This window comes from Rhodanobacter geophilus, from assembly GCF_040812275.1.
Lineage (GTDB): Bacteria > Pseudomonadota > Gammaproteobacteria > Xanthomonadales > Rhodanobacteraceae > Rhodanobacter_A > Rhodanobacter_A geophilus.
This window is the reverse complement of record NZ_JBFOHL010000014.1, coordinates 86,702-99,339: the sequence shown is the minus strand read 5'-3', so window position 1 is coordinate 99,339 and position 12,638 is coordinate 86,702. Positions and strand designations below refer to the sequence as shown.

Here is a 12,638-nt window from a genome sequence, read left to right as displayed (position 1 = left end):
CAAGTGCGCCAAGGTCGCCATCACCGCCTGCATGCGCGTCCTCCTCACCCGCCTCAACGCCATGGCCCGTGACCGCACCGAATGGAGAGTGCCCAACCCGGGGTGAAGACAGTTGCTCCTACGCCGCTCAAGTTCAACCACCGCGCACAGGGTGCGCACCTACGACGGCGTGAACGCGCAGGCGGCCTGCACCGCCGCCTGCCAGCCGCGATACAGGCGCTCGCGCTCCGGCGCGGGCATGCGCGGCTCGAAGCGCCGCTCCACCTGCCACAGCCGCGCCAGCTGCCCGCGGCTTTCCCAGAAGCCCAGCGCCAGCGCGGCCAGGTAGGCCGCGCCCAGCGCCGTGGTCTCCTGCACCCGCGGGCGCAGCAGCGGCACGTCCAGCAGGTCGCTCTGGAACTGCGCGATGAAGTCGTTGCCTATCGCGCCGCCGTCGCAGCGCAGCTCCTTCAGCGGGATGCCCGCGTCCGCCTCCATCGCCGCCAGCACGTCGCGCGACTGGTAGGCCATCGCCTCCAGCGCCGCACGCACCAGGTGTTCGCGGCGCGTGCCGCGGGTGAGGCCGAACATCGCGCCGCGCACCTCGCTGCGCCAGTACGGCGCACCCAGTCCCACGAAGGCCGGCACCAGGTAGACGCCGTCGGTGCAGGCCACGCTTTCGGCCAGCACCTGCGAGTCGGCGGCGCATTCCAGCATGCGCAGGCCGTCGCGCAGCCACTGCACCACCGCGCCGGCCACGAAGATGCTGCCCTCCAGCGCGTATTCGACCCGGCCGCCGATGTCCCAGGCGATGGTGGTCAGCAGGCCGCGACGCGACGGCACCGCCTGCGTGCCGGTGTGCATCAGCATGAAGCAGCCGGTGCCATAGGTGTTCTTCGCCATGCCCGGCTCGAAGCAGGCCTGGCCGAACAGCGCAGCCTGCTGGTCGCCGGCGAGGCCGCCGATCGGCACCGCGGCGCCGAGGAAGCGCGCGGGATCGGTGTCGCCGTAGTGCTCGCTGCAGCCGCGCACCGCGGGCAGCATCGCGCGCGGCACGCCGAACAGGCGCAGCAGTTCGTCATCCCATTCCCGGCGATGGATGTCGTACAGCAGGGTGCGCGCGGCATTGCTGGCGTCGGTGACGTGCAGGCGGCCGCCGCTGAGGTTCCACACCAGCCAGCTCTCGATCGTGCCGAACAGCAGCTCGCCGCGTTCGGCGCGCGCCTGCGCGCCTGCCACATGGTCGAGGATCCAGCGGATCTTGCTGGCCGAGAAATACGCGTCGACCAGCAGGCCGGTCTTCGCGCGCACGATGGCCTCGCCGCCGTCCGCCCGCAGCCGCTCGCAGATCGCCATGCTCTGCCGCGACTGCCACACGATCGCGTTGTGCACCGGCTGGCCGCTGCGGCGATCCCACACCACGGTGGTCTCGCGCTGGTTGGTGATGCCGATGCCGGCCAGCTCGCGCAACTCGACCTGGCTGCGCGTCAGCAGCTCGGTCACCGTCACCAGCACGCTGGCGAGGATCTCGCGCGGGTCGTGCTCCACCCAGCCCGGCTGCGGGTAGATCTGCGCGAACTCGCGCTGCGCCATGCCTGCCACGCAACCGGCCGCGTCGACCAGCATGGCCCGCGTGCTGGTGGTGCCCTGGTCCAGCGCCAGGATGTATCGCTTCGCCACGGGACGCCTCGCAGTCGATGCCCGCACGAAGATTAGCAACGAAGCCATCGCCCCGTCGCCCGCGGCCACACGAGGCCGCGAGCCGGAAAAGCGCTTACCAGGTACGCACGTCCACCACGCTGGCGGTGAAGGTGCTCATGTCCGGCTGGGCGTGGAACATGCGGCCCAGGTCGAAGTTCACCGTGTCGCCCGGGGCGATGTTGGAGGTGCCCGCCGGCCACGCCTGCTTGCTCTGCAGCACGGTGCCCGACGCGTCCTTGACCTGGATGCGGATCTGCGCGGCCGAGGCGGTGGCGCAGTGGTTCACCAGCTCGCCGCGCAGGCTGAGGCGGGCGCCCGGGGCCGCGCCGGGCTTGAAGCCCTGGATCGCGAAGTCGGCGGGCGAACAGGCGGCGTGGGCGGCCAGCGGCGCCAGCAGCAGGACAGCGACAGCAACAAAGGCTTTCATGGGATCTCCGGAAACGATGGGGAGGGAACCGCCAGGGGAATACAGGCGGATGCCGCCGGTATCGGCCATGCCGCGCGGAGCTTTAGAGCCCGGCCATCACCGGTTCAAGTTTCGCTGGCTGCCGTCGATACCCCGGATACGTGCGCAACTGCGCCCAAGTGGGAGACCGAAGCTCATGAAGACATTGCTAGTTTCCACGGCCCTGCTGCTGGCTCCGCTGGCCGCCCACGCGGCCTGCTCCGTACAGGACTTCGCGATCCAGGACTTCAAGCCGGCGCTCAACAATGCCGGCATGTCGACGCGGATCGCCTTGCGTGGCGAGCTGGCCAACCATTGCGCCAGCGCCGCCGCCGCGCAGATCCGCGTCGAGGTCAAGGACGCCTCGGGCACCGTGCTGCAGAGCAAGCAGGCGTGGCCGGCGGGCACCTCCAACATCGCGCCCGGCGACAAGGTCGACTTCGACCTGGGCCGCATGTTCCGCTTCCAGCCCGGCATGCAGTCCTTCACGGCCAGCGTGGTGGACGTGCGCACCTGGTAAGCGGCCACACCGGCACGAACGCGAAGGGCTCCCCCGGGGGAGCCCTTCGCGTTTGCGCGCCCGGCGGGACAGGCATCCGGAGTCCGCGGGAACCCGTACGGCCTGCGGAAGCCTGCCGCCGCGCACCCGGCGCCCGCGAGACGCTGGCGGCGTCGACGCTTCCCGGCCGGCCATGCCGGCCGGCCCGGCACGTCAATGCAGCACGAACAGCTTGTCGAAGCCGGCCACGCGCAGGGTGCTGCGCAGTTCCCCGGCGGCGTTGACGATGCGGATGTCGGCGCGGTCGGCGCCGGCGTGCTCGCGCAGCAGCAGCAGCATGCCGAGCGCCGAGCTGTCCATGCCGGTGACTTCGCCCAGGTCGATCACATAGCTGCGCGCGGGCTTGCCGTCGCCCAGGCAGGCGTCGTGGAAGTCGCGGTGGATGCTGAAGTCGAAGCGCTCGCCCATCTGCAGGGTGAGGCAATCCAGCTCGGGGTCGTGGTGGACGATCATGGGGGCATTCCTCAAAAGAGTTCGATTTCGCCGGCATCCATCGAGTTCTGCAGCGCGGGGCCGCGCGAACGCAGGCGCGCCTTCTCGCGCTGGATCGCCAGCCGGCTGCGCACGCGCAGGGCGCGCTCCTCCAGCGCATCGGCCTCGAGCGTGGCGCAGGCCAGCTCCTCGATGTCGCGGGTGCACTCGGTGGTGATTTCCTGCAGCTCGGTGAGCCGGGTGCGGGTCTGCGTGATCAGCTGGCGCAGGATGTCCTCGAACTGCAGCGAGCGCACGGTGGTGGAGACGTCGCTGCCCAGGCCGCGGCTGATCTCGACCACCTGGTCGGCCACCTTGCTGGTGCGCGCGTCGCTCTCGGTGACATGGGCCGTCATCGCATCGATGCCGCCCTTGGCCGACAGCGCCACGTTGAGATCCTGCGAAGCCATCGCGCCGATCAGGCCGCGCAGCTGCTCCATCGCGGTGCGGGCGCGCTCGACATGGCCGCCGATGCGCTCGTTGAGCTGGTTGGAATTGCTGGCCAGGTTGCGGATCTCGCCGGCCACCACCGCGAAGCCGCGGCCGGATTCGCCCGCGCGCGCCGCCTCGATCGCCGCGTTCAGCGCCAGCAGGTTGGTCTCTTCGGCGATGGTGTTGACGTTGCGCAGCAGGCCGAACACCGCGTCCATCTCCTTCGCCATGCCGTCGATGCGGTAGACGATGCGCAGGCTCTCGCGCGACATCTGCACGATCATGCCCACGAAGTGTTCCAGCAGGTCGCCGGTGCGGGCGGCGAAATCCTGCACCGACACGCCGCCGTCCTGCACGTCGATGATCTGCTTGAGCAGCGACTGCTGCAGCGCGGTCTTGCTGGACAGGCCGTCGAAGCCGCCGCCCAGTTCGGACACCGCGTCGCGCAGCAGGTCCAGGCCCTGGTGCAGTTCGCGGGTGGCGTGGCCAAGCTCGTCGACCAGGGCGCTGCGCACGTCCTCCAGCGCCGCGCGCACCGGCTCGGCGCCCGCGGGCGCGGCGACCACCGGCGCGAGCTGTGGTTCGGCGCGCACGGCGAAAACCCACGCCGCGGTGAGGGCGAGCACCAGCAGCGGCGCCAACCAGGCCGGGTGCCACGCCAGCGTCAGCAGCAGGGCGACGACGCTGGCGACCCAGCCGGCCAGCGGGCGTCGGAAAAAGAGGGCGGGAGTGAGTGACATGTTCCGTTATCCGTTAGAGCCTGTTCAATGTCTCCGCATGGCCCGCGCCGGGAGCTGTTTGCGCGCAGGCCAAGGAAGAAGGAGGAAGTGGACGTCCGTCCACGACCGAGTGATGACGCAGGGATGCGGGCAAACAGACCCGGCCCGAAGGGTTGCCTTGCCGTGGCCGCCATGCGGCAGCGCGCGGTTTGGCCTGCCAGCCAGGCAGGCGTTGCGCCGCGCGCCACCACCTGACGACCACGGCAAGGCAACGCGGGCTATGTGGAGACATTGAGCAGGCTCTCAGGCGCCGCCGGCGCCAAGGAATGGGTATGGCGGGCCAGCGCCAGCAGGCGCGCCGCGATGTGGTCGACCGGCAGCATCTCCGCCGCGGCGCCGAGCTTCCAGGCGGCGCCGGGCATGCCCCACACCACCGAGCTGGCCTCGTCCTGCACCAGGGTGACGGCGCCGGCCTGGCGCAGTTCGAGCAGGCCGCGCGCACCGTCGTCGCCCATGCCGGTGAGCAGGGCGGCGATGGTGGCGGCGCCGGCGCTGGCCGCCAGCGAGCGGAACAGCACGTCGACGCTGGGGCGGTGCCGGTTCACCGGCGGGCCGTCGTGCAGGCGGCACACGTACCTCGCGCCGTCCCACATCGCCAGCAGGTGGTGGCTGCCGGGCGCGATGTAGGCGTGGCCCGGCTGGATCGGCTGGCCGTCGCGCGCCTCGCACACGCGCATCGCCGAGCAGCGGTCCATGCGCGCGGCGAACGGCCCGCTGAACGCGGCGGGGATGTGCTGGGTCACCAGGATCGGCGGCGCATCCGGCGGCATCGCCTCCAGCACCACGCGCACCGCCTCGGTGCCGCCGGTGGAGGCGCCGAGCGCGATGATCGGGCTGCCGCCGCGGCTGCCGGCCGCCTGCGAGCGCGGCAGCACCGCGTCGGCCGAGAGCCGCGGCGCCACGTCCAGCCTGCGCACCGTGGTGCGGGCGCGCGGCTTCGCCCGCGCCGCCTGCTTGACCTTGGCGCAGATCTCCAGCGCGCTGTCGCCGAAACTCGAGGCCAGGTCGCTGCTGGGTTTGGCCAGGAAATCCACCGCACCGAGTTCCAGCGCGCGCAGCGTCACGTCGGCCCCTTCCGTGGTCAGCGACGACACCATCACCACCGGCATCGGCCGCAGCCGCATCAGGTTTTCCAGGAAGGTGAGGCCGTCCATGCGCGGCATCTCGACGTCCAGGGTGAGCACGTCGGGATCGAGCTGCTTGATCTTCTCGCGGGCGATCAGCGGATCGGCCGCGGTGCCCACGACCTCGATCTCGCGGTCGCAGGCAAGCATGGCCGACATCAGCTTGCGCACCAGCGCTGAATCGTCGACTACCAGTACGCGCACTCTTTCCATTGCTCACCTTGGCCATGCGGCCCCGTCGCCGAAGACGATGGCCTGGTCGATGCCGCGCCGGCACCCGGCGTCAGAACAGCTCGACCTCACCCTTTATCGGATCGTTTGCCAAACGCTTGAGGTAGCCGCGCTCGTCGGCCACCAGCGCCACGTCGTCGCTGCGGCGCAGCTGGCGCACGCGCACCCGGCCGCTCTGCGGGAAGAACTGCACCTGGCGCGGATACACGTCGCCCAGGTCCTCCGCCACCAGCGGCAGCCGCTCGGCCGCGATGTAGCGGTGCACGAAGTCGATGTTGCGCTGGCCCACGTCGCTGAGCTGGGCCAGCACGCGGCCGCCGCCGAACACCTTGACCCTGAGGTCCGCGCGCTGCCCGCCGGCCTTCAGCACCGCGTTGATCAGCTGCTCCATCGCATCGCTGCCGTAGCGCGCCGCACGGCCCACGGTGGACGACCAGCCGTCGCTGGCGCCCCTGGGTTCGGGCAGCATGAAATGGTTCATGCCGCCGATGCCGCGCACGGGGTCGTGGATGCAGGCCGCCACGCAGGAGCCGAGCACGGTGCTGACCAGCTCGTCCTGCGCGCCCACGTAGAACTCGCCCGGCAGCACCTTCACCACCATGCAGTTCTGGCCGGGATCCCAGAACCGGCGCAGGTGCTCGAAGCCGGGCATGGCCGCGGGCAGCGTGGGCGTGGCCCGGCGTTCGGCCGTGCGCGCCAGCATCATGCGCGCTTCCGGTAGACGGTGCGCCCGATCAGCTCGAAGTCGTCGCTGATGCCGTGCAGCGATTCGGAGTGGCCCAGGAACAGGTGGCCGCCCGCCCGCAGCAGCGCGGCGTAGCGGCCGAACAGCCGCTGCTTGGTCGGCTGGTCGAAATAGATCACCACGTTGCGGCAGAAGATCGCGTCGAACGGCCCGCGCATCGGCCAGTCGTGCAGCAGGTTCAGCGGCTGCACGGTCACCAGCTCGCGCAGCCGCGGATGCACGCAGGCGTAGCCCTCGTACTCGCCGGCGCCGCGCAGCAGCCAGCGGCGCCGGCGCTCATCGCCGATGCCGCCGAGCCGGTCCAGCGGATACACGCCGTTGCGCGCGGTTTCCAGCGCCTGCGGCGACAGGTCGGTGGCGAGGATCTTCGCGTCGACGGCCGCCGCGCCATGCCGCTCAAGCGCCTCGGCCAGCACCATCGCCAGTGCATAGGGTTCCTCGCCGGTGGAGCAGCCGGCCGACCAGATCCGCAGGCGGTCGCCGTCGCGGCGCTTGTGCGCCAGCCACTGCGGCAGCAACTCGTTCTCCAGCAGTTCGTAGTGGTGCGGCTCGCGGAAGAACGAGGTGACGTTGGTGCTGATCGCGCTGGCCAGTTCGCCCAGTTCGGCGTGCGGATCGTCGCGCAGCAGCGCGCAGTACGCGGCGTAGTCGGGCAGCCGCAGCGCGCGCAGGCGCCGCGCCAGCCGTCCCTGTACCAGCTGGCGCTTGTGCTCGCCCAGCGCGATACCGCAGTGCTCGTAGACGAAGTCGCGCAGGAAGCGGAACTCGGCGTCGCCGAGCGGGACCGCGCCGTCGCCCGCGGGTGCCGCAGCACGCTCGATCGCACCGGCGGCGACGGCCATCGCTCAGAACTCCTTCCAGGCGCCGGCATCCGCCGTGTCGGCGGCGACGGCGCGCGGCGGCGCCTTGCGCACGGCGGCGAACACCGCCTCGGTGGCCTTGGCCACTTCCTTCGCACGCGTCGGCGGCACGTCCTCCGCCGCCGCGGCATCGCCGGCGAGGCGGAAGAAGCCCACCTGGCCGGACAGCTCGGCGGCCTGCTCCTGCATCGCACGGGCGGCGGCGGAAGCCTCCTCCACCAGCGCCGCGTTCTGCTGGGTCATCTCGTCCATCTGCATCACGGCGTTGTTGACCTGGTCGATGCCGGCCGACTGTTCCTGGCTGGCGGCGGCGATCTCGGCCACGATGTCGGTGACCTTCTTCACGCTCTCGACGATCTCGGCCAGCGCCTTGCCGGACTGGTTGACCAGCTCCGAACCGCCGCGCACCTTCTCCTCGCTCTCGGCGATCAGGCCCTTGATCTCCTTCGCCGCGCCGGCGCTGCGCTGCGCCAGGTTGCGCACCTCGCTGGCCACCACCGCGAAGCCGCGGCCCTGCTCGCCGGCGCGCGCCGCCTCCACCGCGGCATTCAGCGCCAGCAGGTTGGTCTGGAACGCGATCTCCTGGATCAGCCCCACGATGTCGCCGATCTTGCGGCTGGAAGCGTCGATCTCGGCCATCGCGGCGATCGCCTTGCCGGCCACCTCGCCGCCGTGCTCGGCCTGCTCGCGGGCGCCGCGCGCCAGCTGGTTGGCGTGGCTGGCGTTCTCCGCGTTCTGCTTCACGGTGGAGGTCATCTCCTCCATCGACGAGGCGGTCTCCTCCAGGCTGGAGGCCTGCTCCTGCGTGCGCTGGCTGAGGTCGTCGTTGCCGCGCGCGATCTGCTGCGCCGCGCTGCTGACCGCGTCGGAACCCTGGCGCACCTCGCCCACGATCGCGCTGAGGCGCTCGTCCATCACCCGGAAGGCGTCGAGCAGCCGGCCCAGCTCGTCGTCGCGCTTGACCTTGATGTCGTGGCCCAGCCGCCCTTCGGCGATGGCATGCGCCACCGTCACCAGGCGCGCCAGCGTGCTGCTGATCGAACGCACCAGCACGGTGGCCACCAGCAGCGCGAAGATCAGGCCGGCGGACAACGCGATGAGCACCAGCGCGCGCACCATGCTGTAGCGGCGCACCTGGACGTCATGCGCCTGCTTCACCTGGTCGCTCTGCGCCTCGATCAGCTTGTTGAGCGTGTCCATGCGCATCATCAGCGTCGGGCGCACTTCCATCTCCAGCAGGTCGTGGGCGCCGTCGTCGCCCTGCGCCAGGGCGTCGGTGACGTCCTTCAGGCTGCTCTTGTAATCGGCGTCGGTGCCGCGCAGGGCCTTGTACTTCGTCGCGATGTCCGCGCTCATCTGCACCGCCGACAGCTTCTTTTCGAGCTCGGGGAGGGCCTCCTGGTTCTTGCCGAACTCGGCGAGCTTCTGCTTCACCTGGTCGGGCTTGCCGATCACGCTGGCCGCCTCGCCCAGCACGATGAAGTTCATCAGCGACTTCGAGCGCAGTTCGCTCATCAACTGCACCGGCACCATGCCGTCCTGGTAGCTCTTGCGCATGCCATCGTTCTGCCAGGACATCATGCCGAGGCCGACTGCGGCGCCGGCCACCAGCATGAAGCCGAGCAAGCCGAACGTGCCGATCAGGCGGGCCTTGACGGACAAGGTCGAAAACTTGGCGAAGCGCGCAGTGAATTTCTTGATGTTCATCGTGGTTCCCGGATCAGGCGGCAATTTCGACATCGCGGACGTCCGGCAGCGCGGCATCCAGCGTTTCAACGTCCTCCGGACGCATGAGCTTTTCCACGTCCAGCAGCATCACCATGCGCTCGACATGGGTGGCCAGGCCTTTCAGGTAGCGGGTGTCGACGATCGCGCCCATGTCCGGCACCGGCTTGATCGTCGCCGGGTCGATGTCGACCACGTCGGACACCGCGTCCACCACGATGCCGAACAGCCGTTCGGCCACGGCCACCACGATCATCACCGTGTTGTCGCCGTAGCCCTCGCGCTCGAGCCCGAAGCGCAGGCGCAGGTCCAACACCGGCACGATCGCGCCGCGCAGGTTCAGCACGCCGAGCATGTGCGCGGGCGCCTGCGGGATGCGCGTCACCCGCGACCAGCCGCGGATCTCGCGCACCGACAGGATGTCGACGCCGTACTCCTCGCCGGCCAGGCTGAAGGTGAGCTGCTGCACGGTGGGCGCCGTGTCCGCGTGGTGTTCGTGCATGGATCGTCTACCTCGTGTTGGGCGCCGCTGTGCGCCCGGCCTCGATGCTGTATCGGCGCTGCCGGCGGGGACTTGAGCGCACCGCGGCCCCTGGGGCGCGCCGGCTCGACGGCGGAATCCGGGGACGGGACGGCCGCGGCACGGACGACGTCCGCCGCGGCCCCAGCCGCCCGTCGCGGATGCCAGGCCGCTCAGGCGGCCTTGCTGCGCCGCCCCAGCCGCACCACTCCGCCCACGTCGACGATCAGGGCCACCGAACCGTCGCTGACGATGGTGGCGCCGGACACGCCCTGCACGCGCTCGTAGTGCTTCTCCAGCGACTTGATCACCGCCTGCTGCTGGCCCACCAGCTCGTCGACCAGCAGGCCCACGCGCTGGCCTTCGTCCTCGACCACCACCACGATGCCGCGCTCGATCGCGGCGACCGCGTCGGCGCAACCAAAGGCGCGGTGCAGGCGGATGATCGGCAGGTAGTCGTCGCGGAAGCGGAATATCTCGCCGCCGCCGGCGGTGCGGCGCACCGCATCCGGCGACAGCCGCAGCGATTCGACGATGGAGATCAGCGGCACGATGTAGCGCTCGCTGCCCACCGCGGTGACCAGGCCGTCGATGATCGCCAGCGTCAGCGGCAGCGCGATGGTGAACACGCTGCCCCGGCCGGGCACGCTCTTCACGCCCACGCTGCCGCCGAGGTCGCGCACGTTGCGGCGTACCACGTCCATGCCCACGCCGCGGCCGGAGAGGTCGGTGGCCTGGGCGGCGGTGGAGAAGCCGGGCTGGAAGATCAGCTCGGCGATCTCGTCTTCGCTCAACGGCTGATCGGGCGACACCAGCCCGCGCTCGACCGCCTTGGCGCGGATGCGTTCGTGGTTGAGCCCGGCGCCGTCGTCGCTGATCCGCACGATGATGTTGCCGCCCTCGTGGTGGGCGTCCAGGACGAGCGTGCCGGTCTCGGGCTTGCCCGCGGCGCGGCGGCGGTCGGGCATTTCCAGGCCGTGGTCGATCGCGTTGCGCACCAGGTGCACCATCGGATCGCCGATCTTCTCCAGCACGGTCTTGTCCAGCTCGGTGTGCTCGCCGTGCAGCTCCAGCTTCACCTGCTTGCCGAGCTTGCGCTCCAGGTCGCGCACCAGGCGCGGGAAGCGGTTGAACACGCTGCCGATCGGCAGCATGCGGATGCGCATCACGCTGTCCTGCAGCTCGCGCGTGTTGCGTTCGAGCTGGGCCAGTCCCTCGCGCAGCCGTTCCAGCTGCGCCATGGTGAAGTTGGCGCCGATGTCGCTGAGCATGGACTGGGTGATCACCAGCTCGCCCATCATGTCGATCAGCGCATCGACCTTGTCGATGCCCACGCGGATCGAGCCGCCGTCGGCCTGGCCGGCGCCGCCCGTGCCGGCCTCGCGTGCCGGCACCGGTGCCGCCGCGGGCGCCAGCGCAACCGGCGCGGCCACGACCTCCGCGACGGGCGCCGCGGCCAGCGGCGCGATGGCGAGTTCGCAGTCGCCGTCCAGCCACTCGAACACGGCATCGAGCGCGGCGCGCGTGACCGCGCCATGCAGGCGCAGCTCCCAGCCCAGGTAGCACTGGCCGGGATCGAGCGCGGCGAAATCCGCGGGCGCGCCATCCGCCACGAAGGCGCGCAGCACCTCCAGCCGGCCGAGCTGCTGCAGTTCGCGGAACAGGCGCAGCGGCTCGTTGCCGGTCTGCAGCAGGTGCGGCAGCGCGACGAAGCGGAGGTCCCAGCCGGTGGCCGGCGCGGCTGGCGCCTGCGCCACGGCCGCCGCCGCCTCGCCCGCGACCAGGCGCGCCAGCTCGGCGCGCAGCGCCTCGCTGCCGGCGTCGGCCGCGGCCTGGCCGTGGCTGGTGCGTTCGAGCATGGCGCGCAGGCAGTCGACCGAGCGCAGCAGCAGGTCGATCAATGCAGCATCCACCGCGCGGCGGCCGCTGCGCACTTCCTCCAGCAGCGATTCGGCCACGTGGGTGAACGCGGCCACGTCGGCGAAGCCGAACGTCGCCGCGCCGCCCTTGATGGAATGCGCCGCGCGGAAGATGGTGTGCACCAGCTCGTGGTCGGTCGAGCCCGCGTCCAGCGCGAGCAGCGCCGCCTCCATCGCGTCGAGGCCTTCCCGGCTTTCCTCGAAGAAGGTCTGGTGGAACTGGGTCAGGTCGACCGTGGCCATGCTGCGTTTCCCTCGGAACCCGTATGTGGTCTCAGCCCAGCACGCGCTTGACGGTGGCCAGCAACTGCTCGGGATCGAACGGCTTCACCAGCCAGCCGGTGGCGCCGGCCGCCTTGCCTTCCATCTTCTTCTCGGTGTGCGACTCGGTGGTGAGCATCAGGATCGGCACGCCCTGGTACTCGGGCTTCGCGCGCAGCGCGCGCACCATGCTGATGCCGTCCATCACCGGCATGTTGACGTCGGCCAGCACCAGGTCGAACGCGCCCGCACCGGCCGCGTCCAGCGCCAGCTGGCCGTTCTCGGCCTCGGTCACCTCGTGTCCCGCGCCGCGCAGGGTGAACGCCACCATGCCGCGCATCGAAGCCGAATCGTCTACCGCAAGAATCTTCGCCATGCTGCCACCTCGTATCAGGCCGGCCCGACGGCCGGCAGTTCCAGAATCGTCGCCAGCCCCAGCAGGCCGGCCGCGTCGTTCAATGCCTCGCTCGCGCCGTGCCAGGCCAGCGTGCCGCCGCGGCCGTCCAGCGCACGGCGCAGCAGCACCAGCAGTTGCAGCGCGGCGGTGTCCACGCGCTCCACCCGGCTGCCGTCGAGCACCACCGCGCCGCCCGGCAGCGCCGCCACCAGTTGCGCCTGCAGCGCCGCCTGCGCGGCCATGCGGCAGTCCGGCGGCAGCACCACCGTGGCCGGCGCGTCCGCCTGTCGCTCGCCATTCCGCCTCGCCGCCTGCTTGCCGGCCATGCCCGTCACTCCGTTCGCGCCTGCTGGCGCCGACTGCTGGGCTTATCGGCCGCCGTGGTGCACGCTTTAGCTTCGTCGCGGCGCCGGCCGCGGCACCTCAAGTTTGTGCGGCGGGGGCCGATGTCCTCCGGGACGACCCGTCCACGCCGCACCTCAGCCACGCC

13 protein-coding genes are annotated in these 12,638 nt (G+C 70.9%); 1 reads left to right on the top strand and 12 read right to left on the bottom strand.

Annotated features, from left to right (window positions below):
• Nucleotides 1-159: 159 nt before the first annotated feature.
• Together glpK and ABQJ56_RS14850 are read right to left on the bottom strand one after the other, a co-directional pair.
• Nucleotides 160-1,707, bottom strand: coding sequence for a glycerol kinase GlpK (glpK, locus tag ABQJ56_RS14855; RefSeq protein WP_437343436.1), 1,548 nt, complete (start codon nt 1,705-1,707; stop codon nt 160-162).
• A 46-nt stretch (nt 1,708-1,753) separates the two neighbouring features.
• A complete protein-coding gene (locus ABQJ56_RS14850; RefSeq protein WP_367845800.1) occupies nt 1,754-2,107 on the bottom strand; it encodes a hypothetical protein in 354 nt (117 codons plus the stop codon).
• A gap of 175 nt (nt 2,108-2,282) precedes the next feature.
• Between ABQJ56_RS14850 and ABQJ56_RS14845 the strand changes: the two genes are divergently transcribed.
• Nucleotides 2,283-2,645 (top strand): hypothetical protein, encoded by a 363-nt coding sequence (locus ABQJ56_RS14845; RefSeq protein WP_367845799.1) that lies wholly within the window; start codon nt 2,283-2,285, stop codon nt 2,643-2,645.
• Between the two features lie 192 nt (nt 2,646-2,837).
• Here ABQJ56_RS14845 and ABQJ56_RS14840 read toward each other — a convergent pair whose 3' ends face one another.
• The 10 genes from ABQJ56_RS14840 to ABQJ56_RS14795 all read right to left on the bottom strand — a co-directional run bounded on the left by ABQJ56_RS14840 (nt 2,838) and on the right by ABQJ56_RS14795 (nt 12,474).
• The gene (locus ABQJ56_RS14840) at nt 2,838-3,137 is read right to left on the bottom strand and encodes an STAS domain-containing protein (protein ID WP_367845798.1); all 300 of its coding nucleotides are present in this window, start codon (nt 3,135-3,137) and stop codon (nt 2,838-2,840) included.
• 11 nt (nt 3,138-3,148) lie between these two features.
• Nucleotides 3,149-4,327: a methyl-accepting chemotaxis protein gene (locus ABQJ56_RS14835; RefSeq protein WP_367845797.1), complete on the bottom strand. Its 1,179-nt coding sequence runs from the start codon at nt 4,325-4,327 to the stop codon at nt 3,149-3,151.
• A gap of 257 nt (nt 4,328-4,584) precedes the next feature.
• Nucleotides 4,585-5,703, bottom strand: a complete 1,119-nt coding sequence (locus tag ABQJ56_RS14830; RefSeq protein ID WP_367845796.1) for a protein-glutamate methylesterase/protein-glutamine glutaminase — start codon at nt 5,701-5,703, stop codon at nt 4,585-4,587.
• Nucleotides 5,704-5,773: 70 nt separating this feature from the next.
• Nucleotides 5,774-6,427, bottom strand: a complete 654-nt coding sequence (gene cheD / locus ABQJ56_RS14825; protein WP_367845795.1) for a chemoreceptor glutamine deamidase CheD — start codon at nt 6,425-6,427, stop codon at nt 5,774-5,776.
• Entirely contained in the window at nt 6,424-7,308 is an 885-nt protein-coding gene (locus ABQJ56_RS14820) for a CheR family methyltransferase (protein WP_367845794.1), read from the bottom strand. Before ABQJ56_RS14820 ends, cheD begins: the two co-directional genes overlap by 4 nt.
• A 3-nt stretch (nt 7,309-7,311) precedes the next feature.
• A complete protein-coding gene (locus tag ABQJ56_RS14815; RefSeq protein ID WP_367845793.1) occupies nt 7,312-9,033 on the bottom strand; it encodes a methyl-accepting chemotaxis protein in 1,722 nt (573 codons plus the stop codon).
• Between the two features lie 13 nt (nt 9,034-9,046).
• Entirely contained in the window at nt 9,047-9,553 is a 507-nt protein-coding gene (locus ABQJ56_RS14810) for a chemotaxis protein CheW (protein ID WP_367845792.1), read from the bottom strand.
• A 191-nt stretch (nt 9,554-9,744) separates the two neighbouring features.
• A complete protein-coding gene (locus ABQJ56_RS14805) occupies nt 9,745-11,733 on the bottom strand; it encodes a chemotaxis protein CheA (RefSeq protein ID WP_367845791.1) in 1,989 nt (662 codons plus the stop codon).
• Between the two features lie 31 nt (nt 11,734-11,764).
• Nucleotides 11,765-12,127 (bottom strand): response regulator, encoded by a 363-nt coding sequence (locus ABQJ56_RS14800; protein ID WP_367845790.1) that lies wholly within the window; start codon nt 12,125-12,127, stop codon nt 11,765-11,767.
• A 14-nt stretch (nt 12,128-12,141) separates the two neighbouring features.
• The gene (locus tag ABQJ56_RS14795) at nt 12,142-12,474 is read right to left on the bottom strand and encodes an STAS domain-containing protein (protein ID WP_367845789.1); all 333 of its coding nucleotides are present in this window, start codon (nt 12,472-12,474) and stop codon (nt 12,142-12,144) included.
• Between the last annotated feature and the right edge of the window lie 164 nt (nt 12,475-12,638).

What these genes read in the sequence shown, in the direction of transcription:
- ABQJ56_RS14830 (WP_367845796.1), bottom strand. Translation starts at nt 5,703, where the DNA reads ATGGAAAGAGTGCGCGTACTGGTAGTCGACGATTCAGCGCTGGTGCGC.
- cheD (WP_367845795.1), bottom strand. Translation starts at nt 6,427, where the DNA reads ATGATGCTGGCGCGCACGGCCGAACGCCGGGCCACGCCCACGCTGCCC.
- ABQJ56_RS14820 (WP_367845794.1), bottom strand. Translation starts at nt 7,308, where the DNA reads ATGGCCGTCGCCGCCGGTGCGATCGAGCGTGCTGCGGCACCCGCGGGC.
- ABQJ56_RS14845 (WP_367845799.1), top strand. Translation starts at nt 2,283, where the DNA reads ATGAAGACATTGCTAGTTTCCACGGCCCTGCTGCTGGCTCCGCTGGCC.
- glpK (WP_437343436.1), bottom strand. Translation starts at nt 1,707, where the DNA reads ATGGCTTCGTTGCTAATCTTCGTGCGGGCATCGACTGCGAGGCGTCCC.
- ABQJ56_RS14835 (WP_367845797.1), bottom strand. Translation starts at nt 4,327, where the DNA reads ATGTCACTCACTCCCGCCCTCTTTTTCCGACGCCCGCTGGCCGGCTGG.
- ABQJ56_RS14795 (WP_367845789.1), bottom strand. Translation starts at nt 12,474, where the DNA reads ATGGCCGGCAAGCAGGCGGCGAGGCGGAATGGCGAGCGACAGGCGGAC.
- ABQJ56_RS14810 (WP_367845792.1), bottom strand. Translation starts at nt 9,553, where the DNA reads ATGCACGAACACCACGCGGACACGGCGCCCACCGTGCAGCAGCTCACC.
- ABQJ56_RS14840 (WP_367845798.1), bottom strand. Translation starts at nt 3,137, where the DNA reads ATGATCGTCCACCACGACCCCGAGCTGGATTGCCTCACCCTGCAGATG.
- ABQJ56_RS14800 (WP_367845790.1), bottom strand. Translation starts at nt 12,127, where the DNA reads ATGGCGAAGATTCTTGCGGTAGACGATTCGGCTTCGATGCGCGGCATG.
- ABQJ56_RS14805 (WP_367845791.1), bottom strand. Translation starts at nt 11,733, where the DNA reads ATGGCCACGGTCGACCTGACCCAGTTCCACCAGACCTTCTTCGAGGAA.
- ABQJ56_RS14850 (WP_367845800.1), bottom strand. Translation starts at nt 2,107, where the DNA reads ATGAAAGCCTTTGTTGCTGTCGCTGTCCTGCTGCTGGCGCCGCTGGCC.
- ABQJ56_RS14815 (WP_367845793.1), bottom strand. Translation starts at nt 9,033, where the DNA reads ATGAACATCAAGAAATTCACTGCGCGCTTCGCCAAGTTTTCGACCTTG.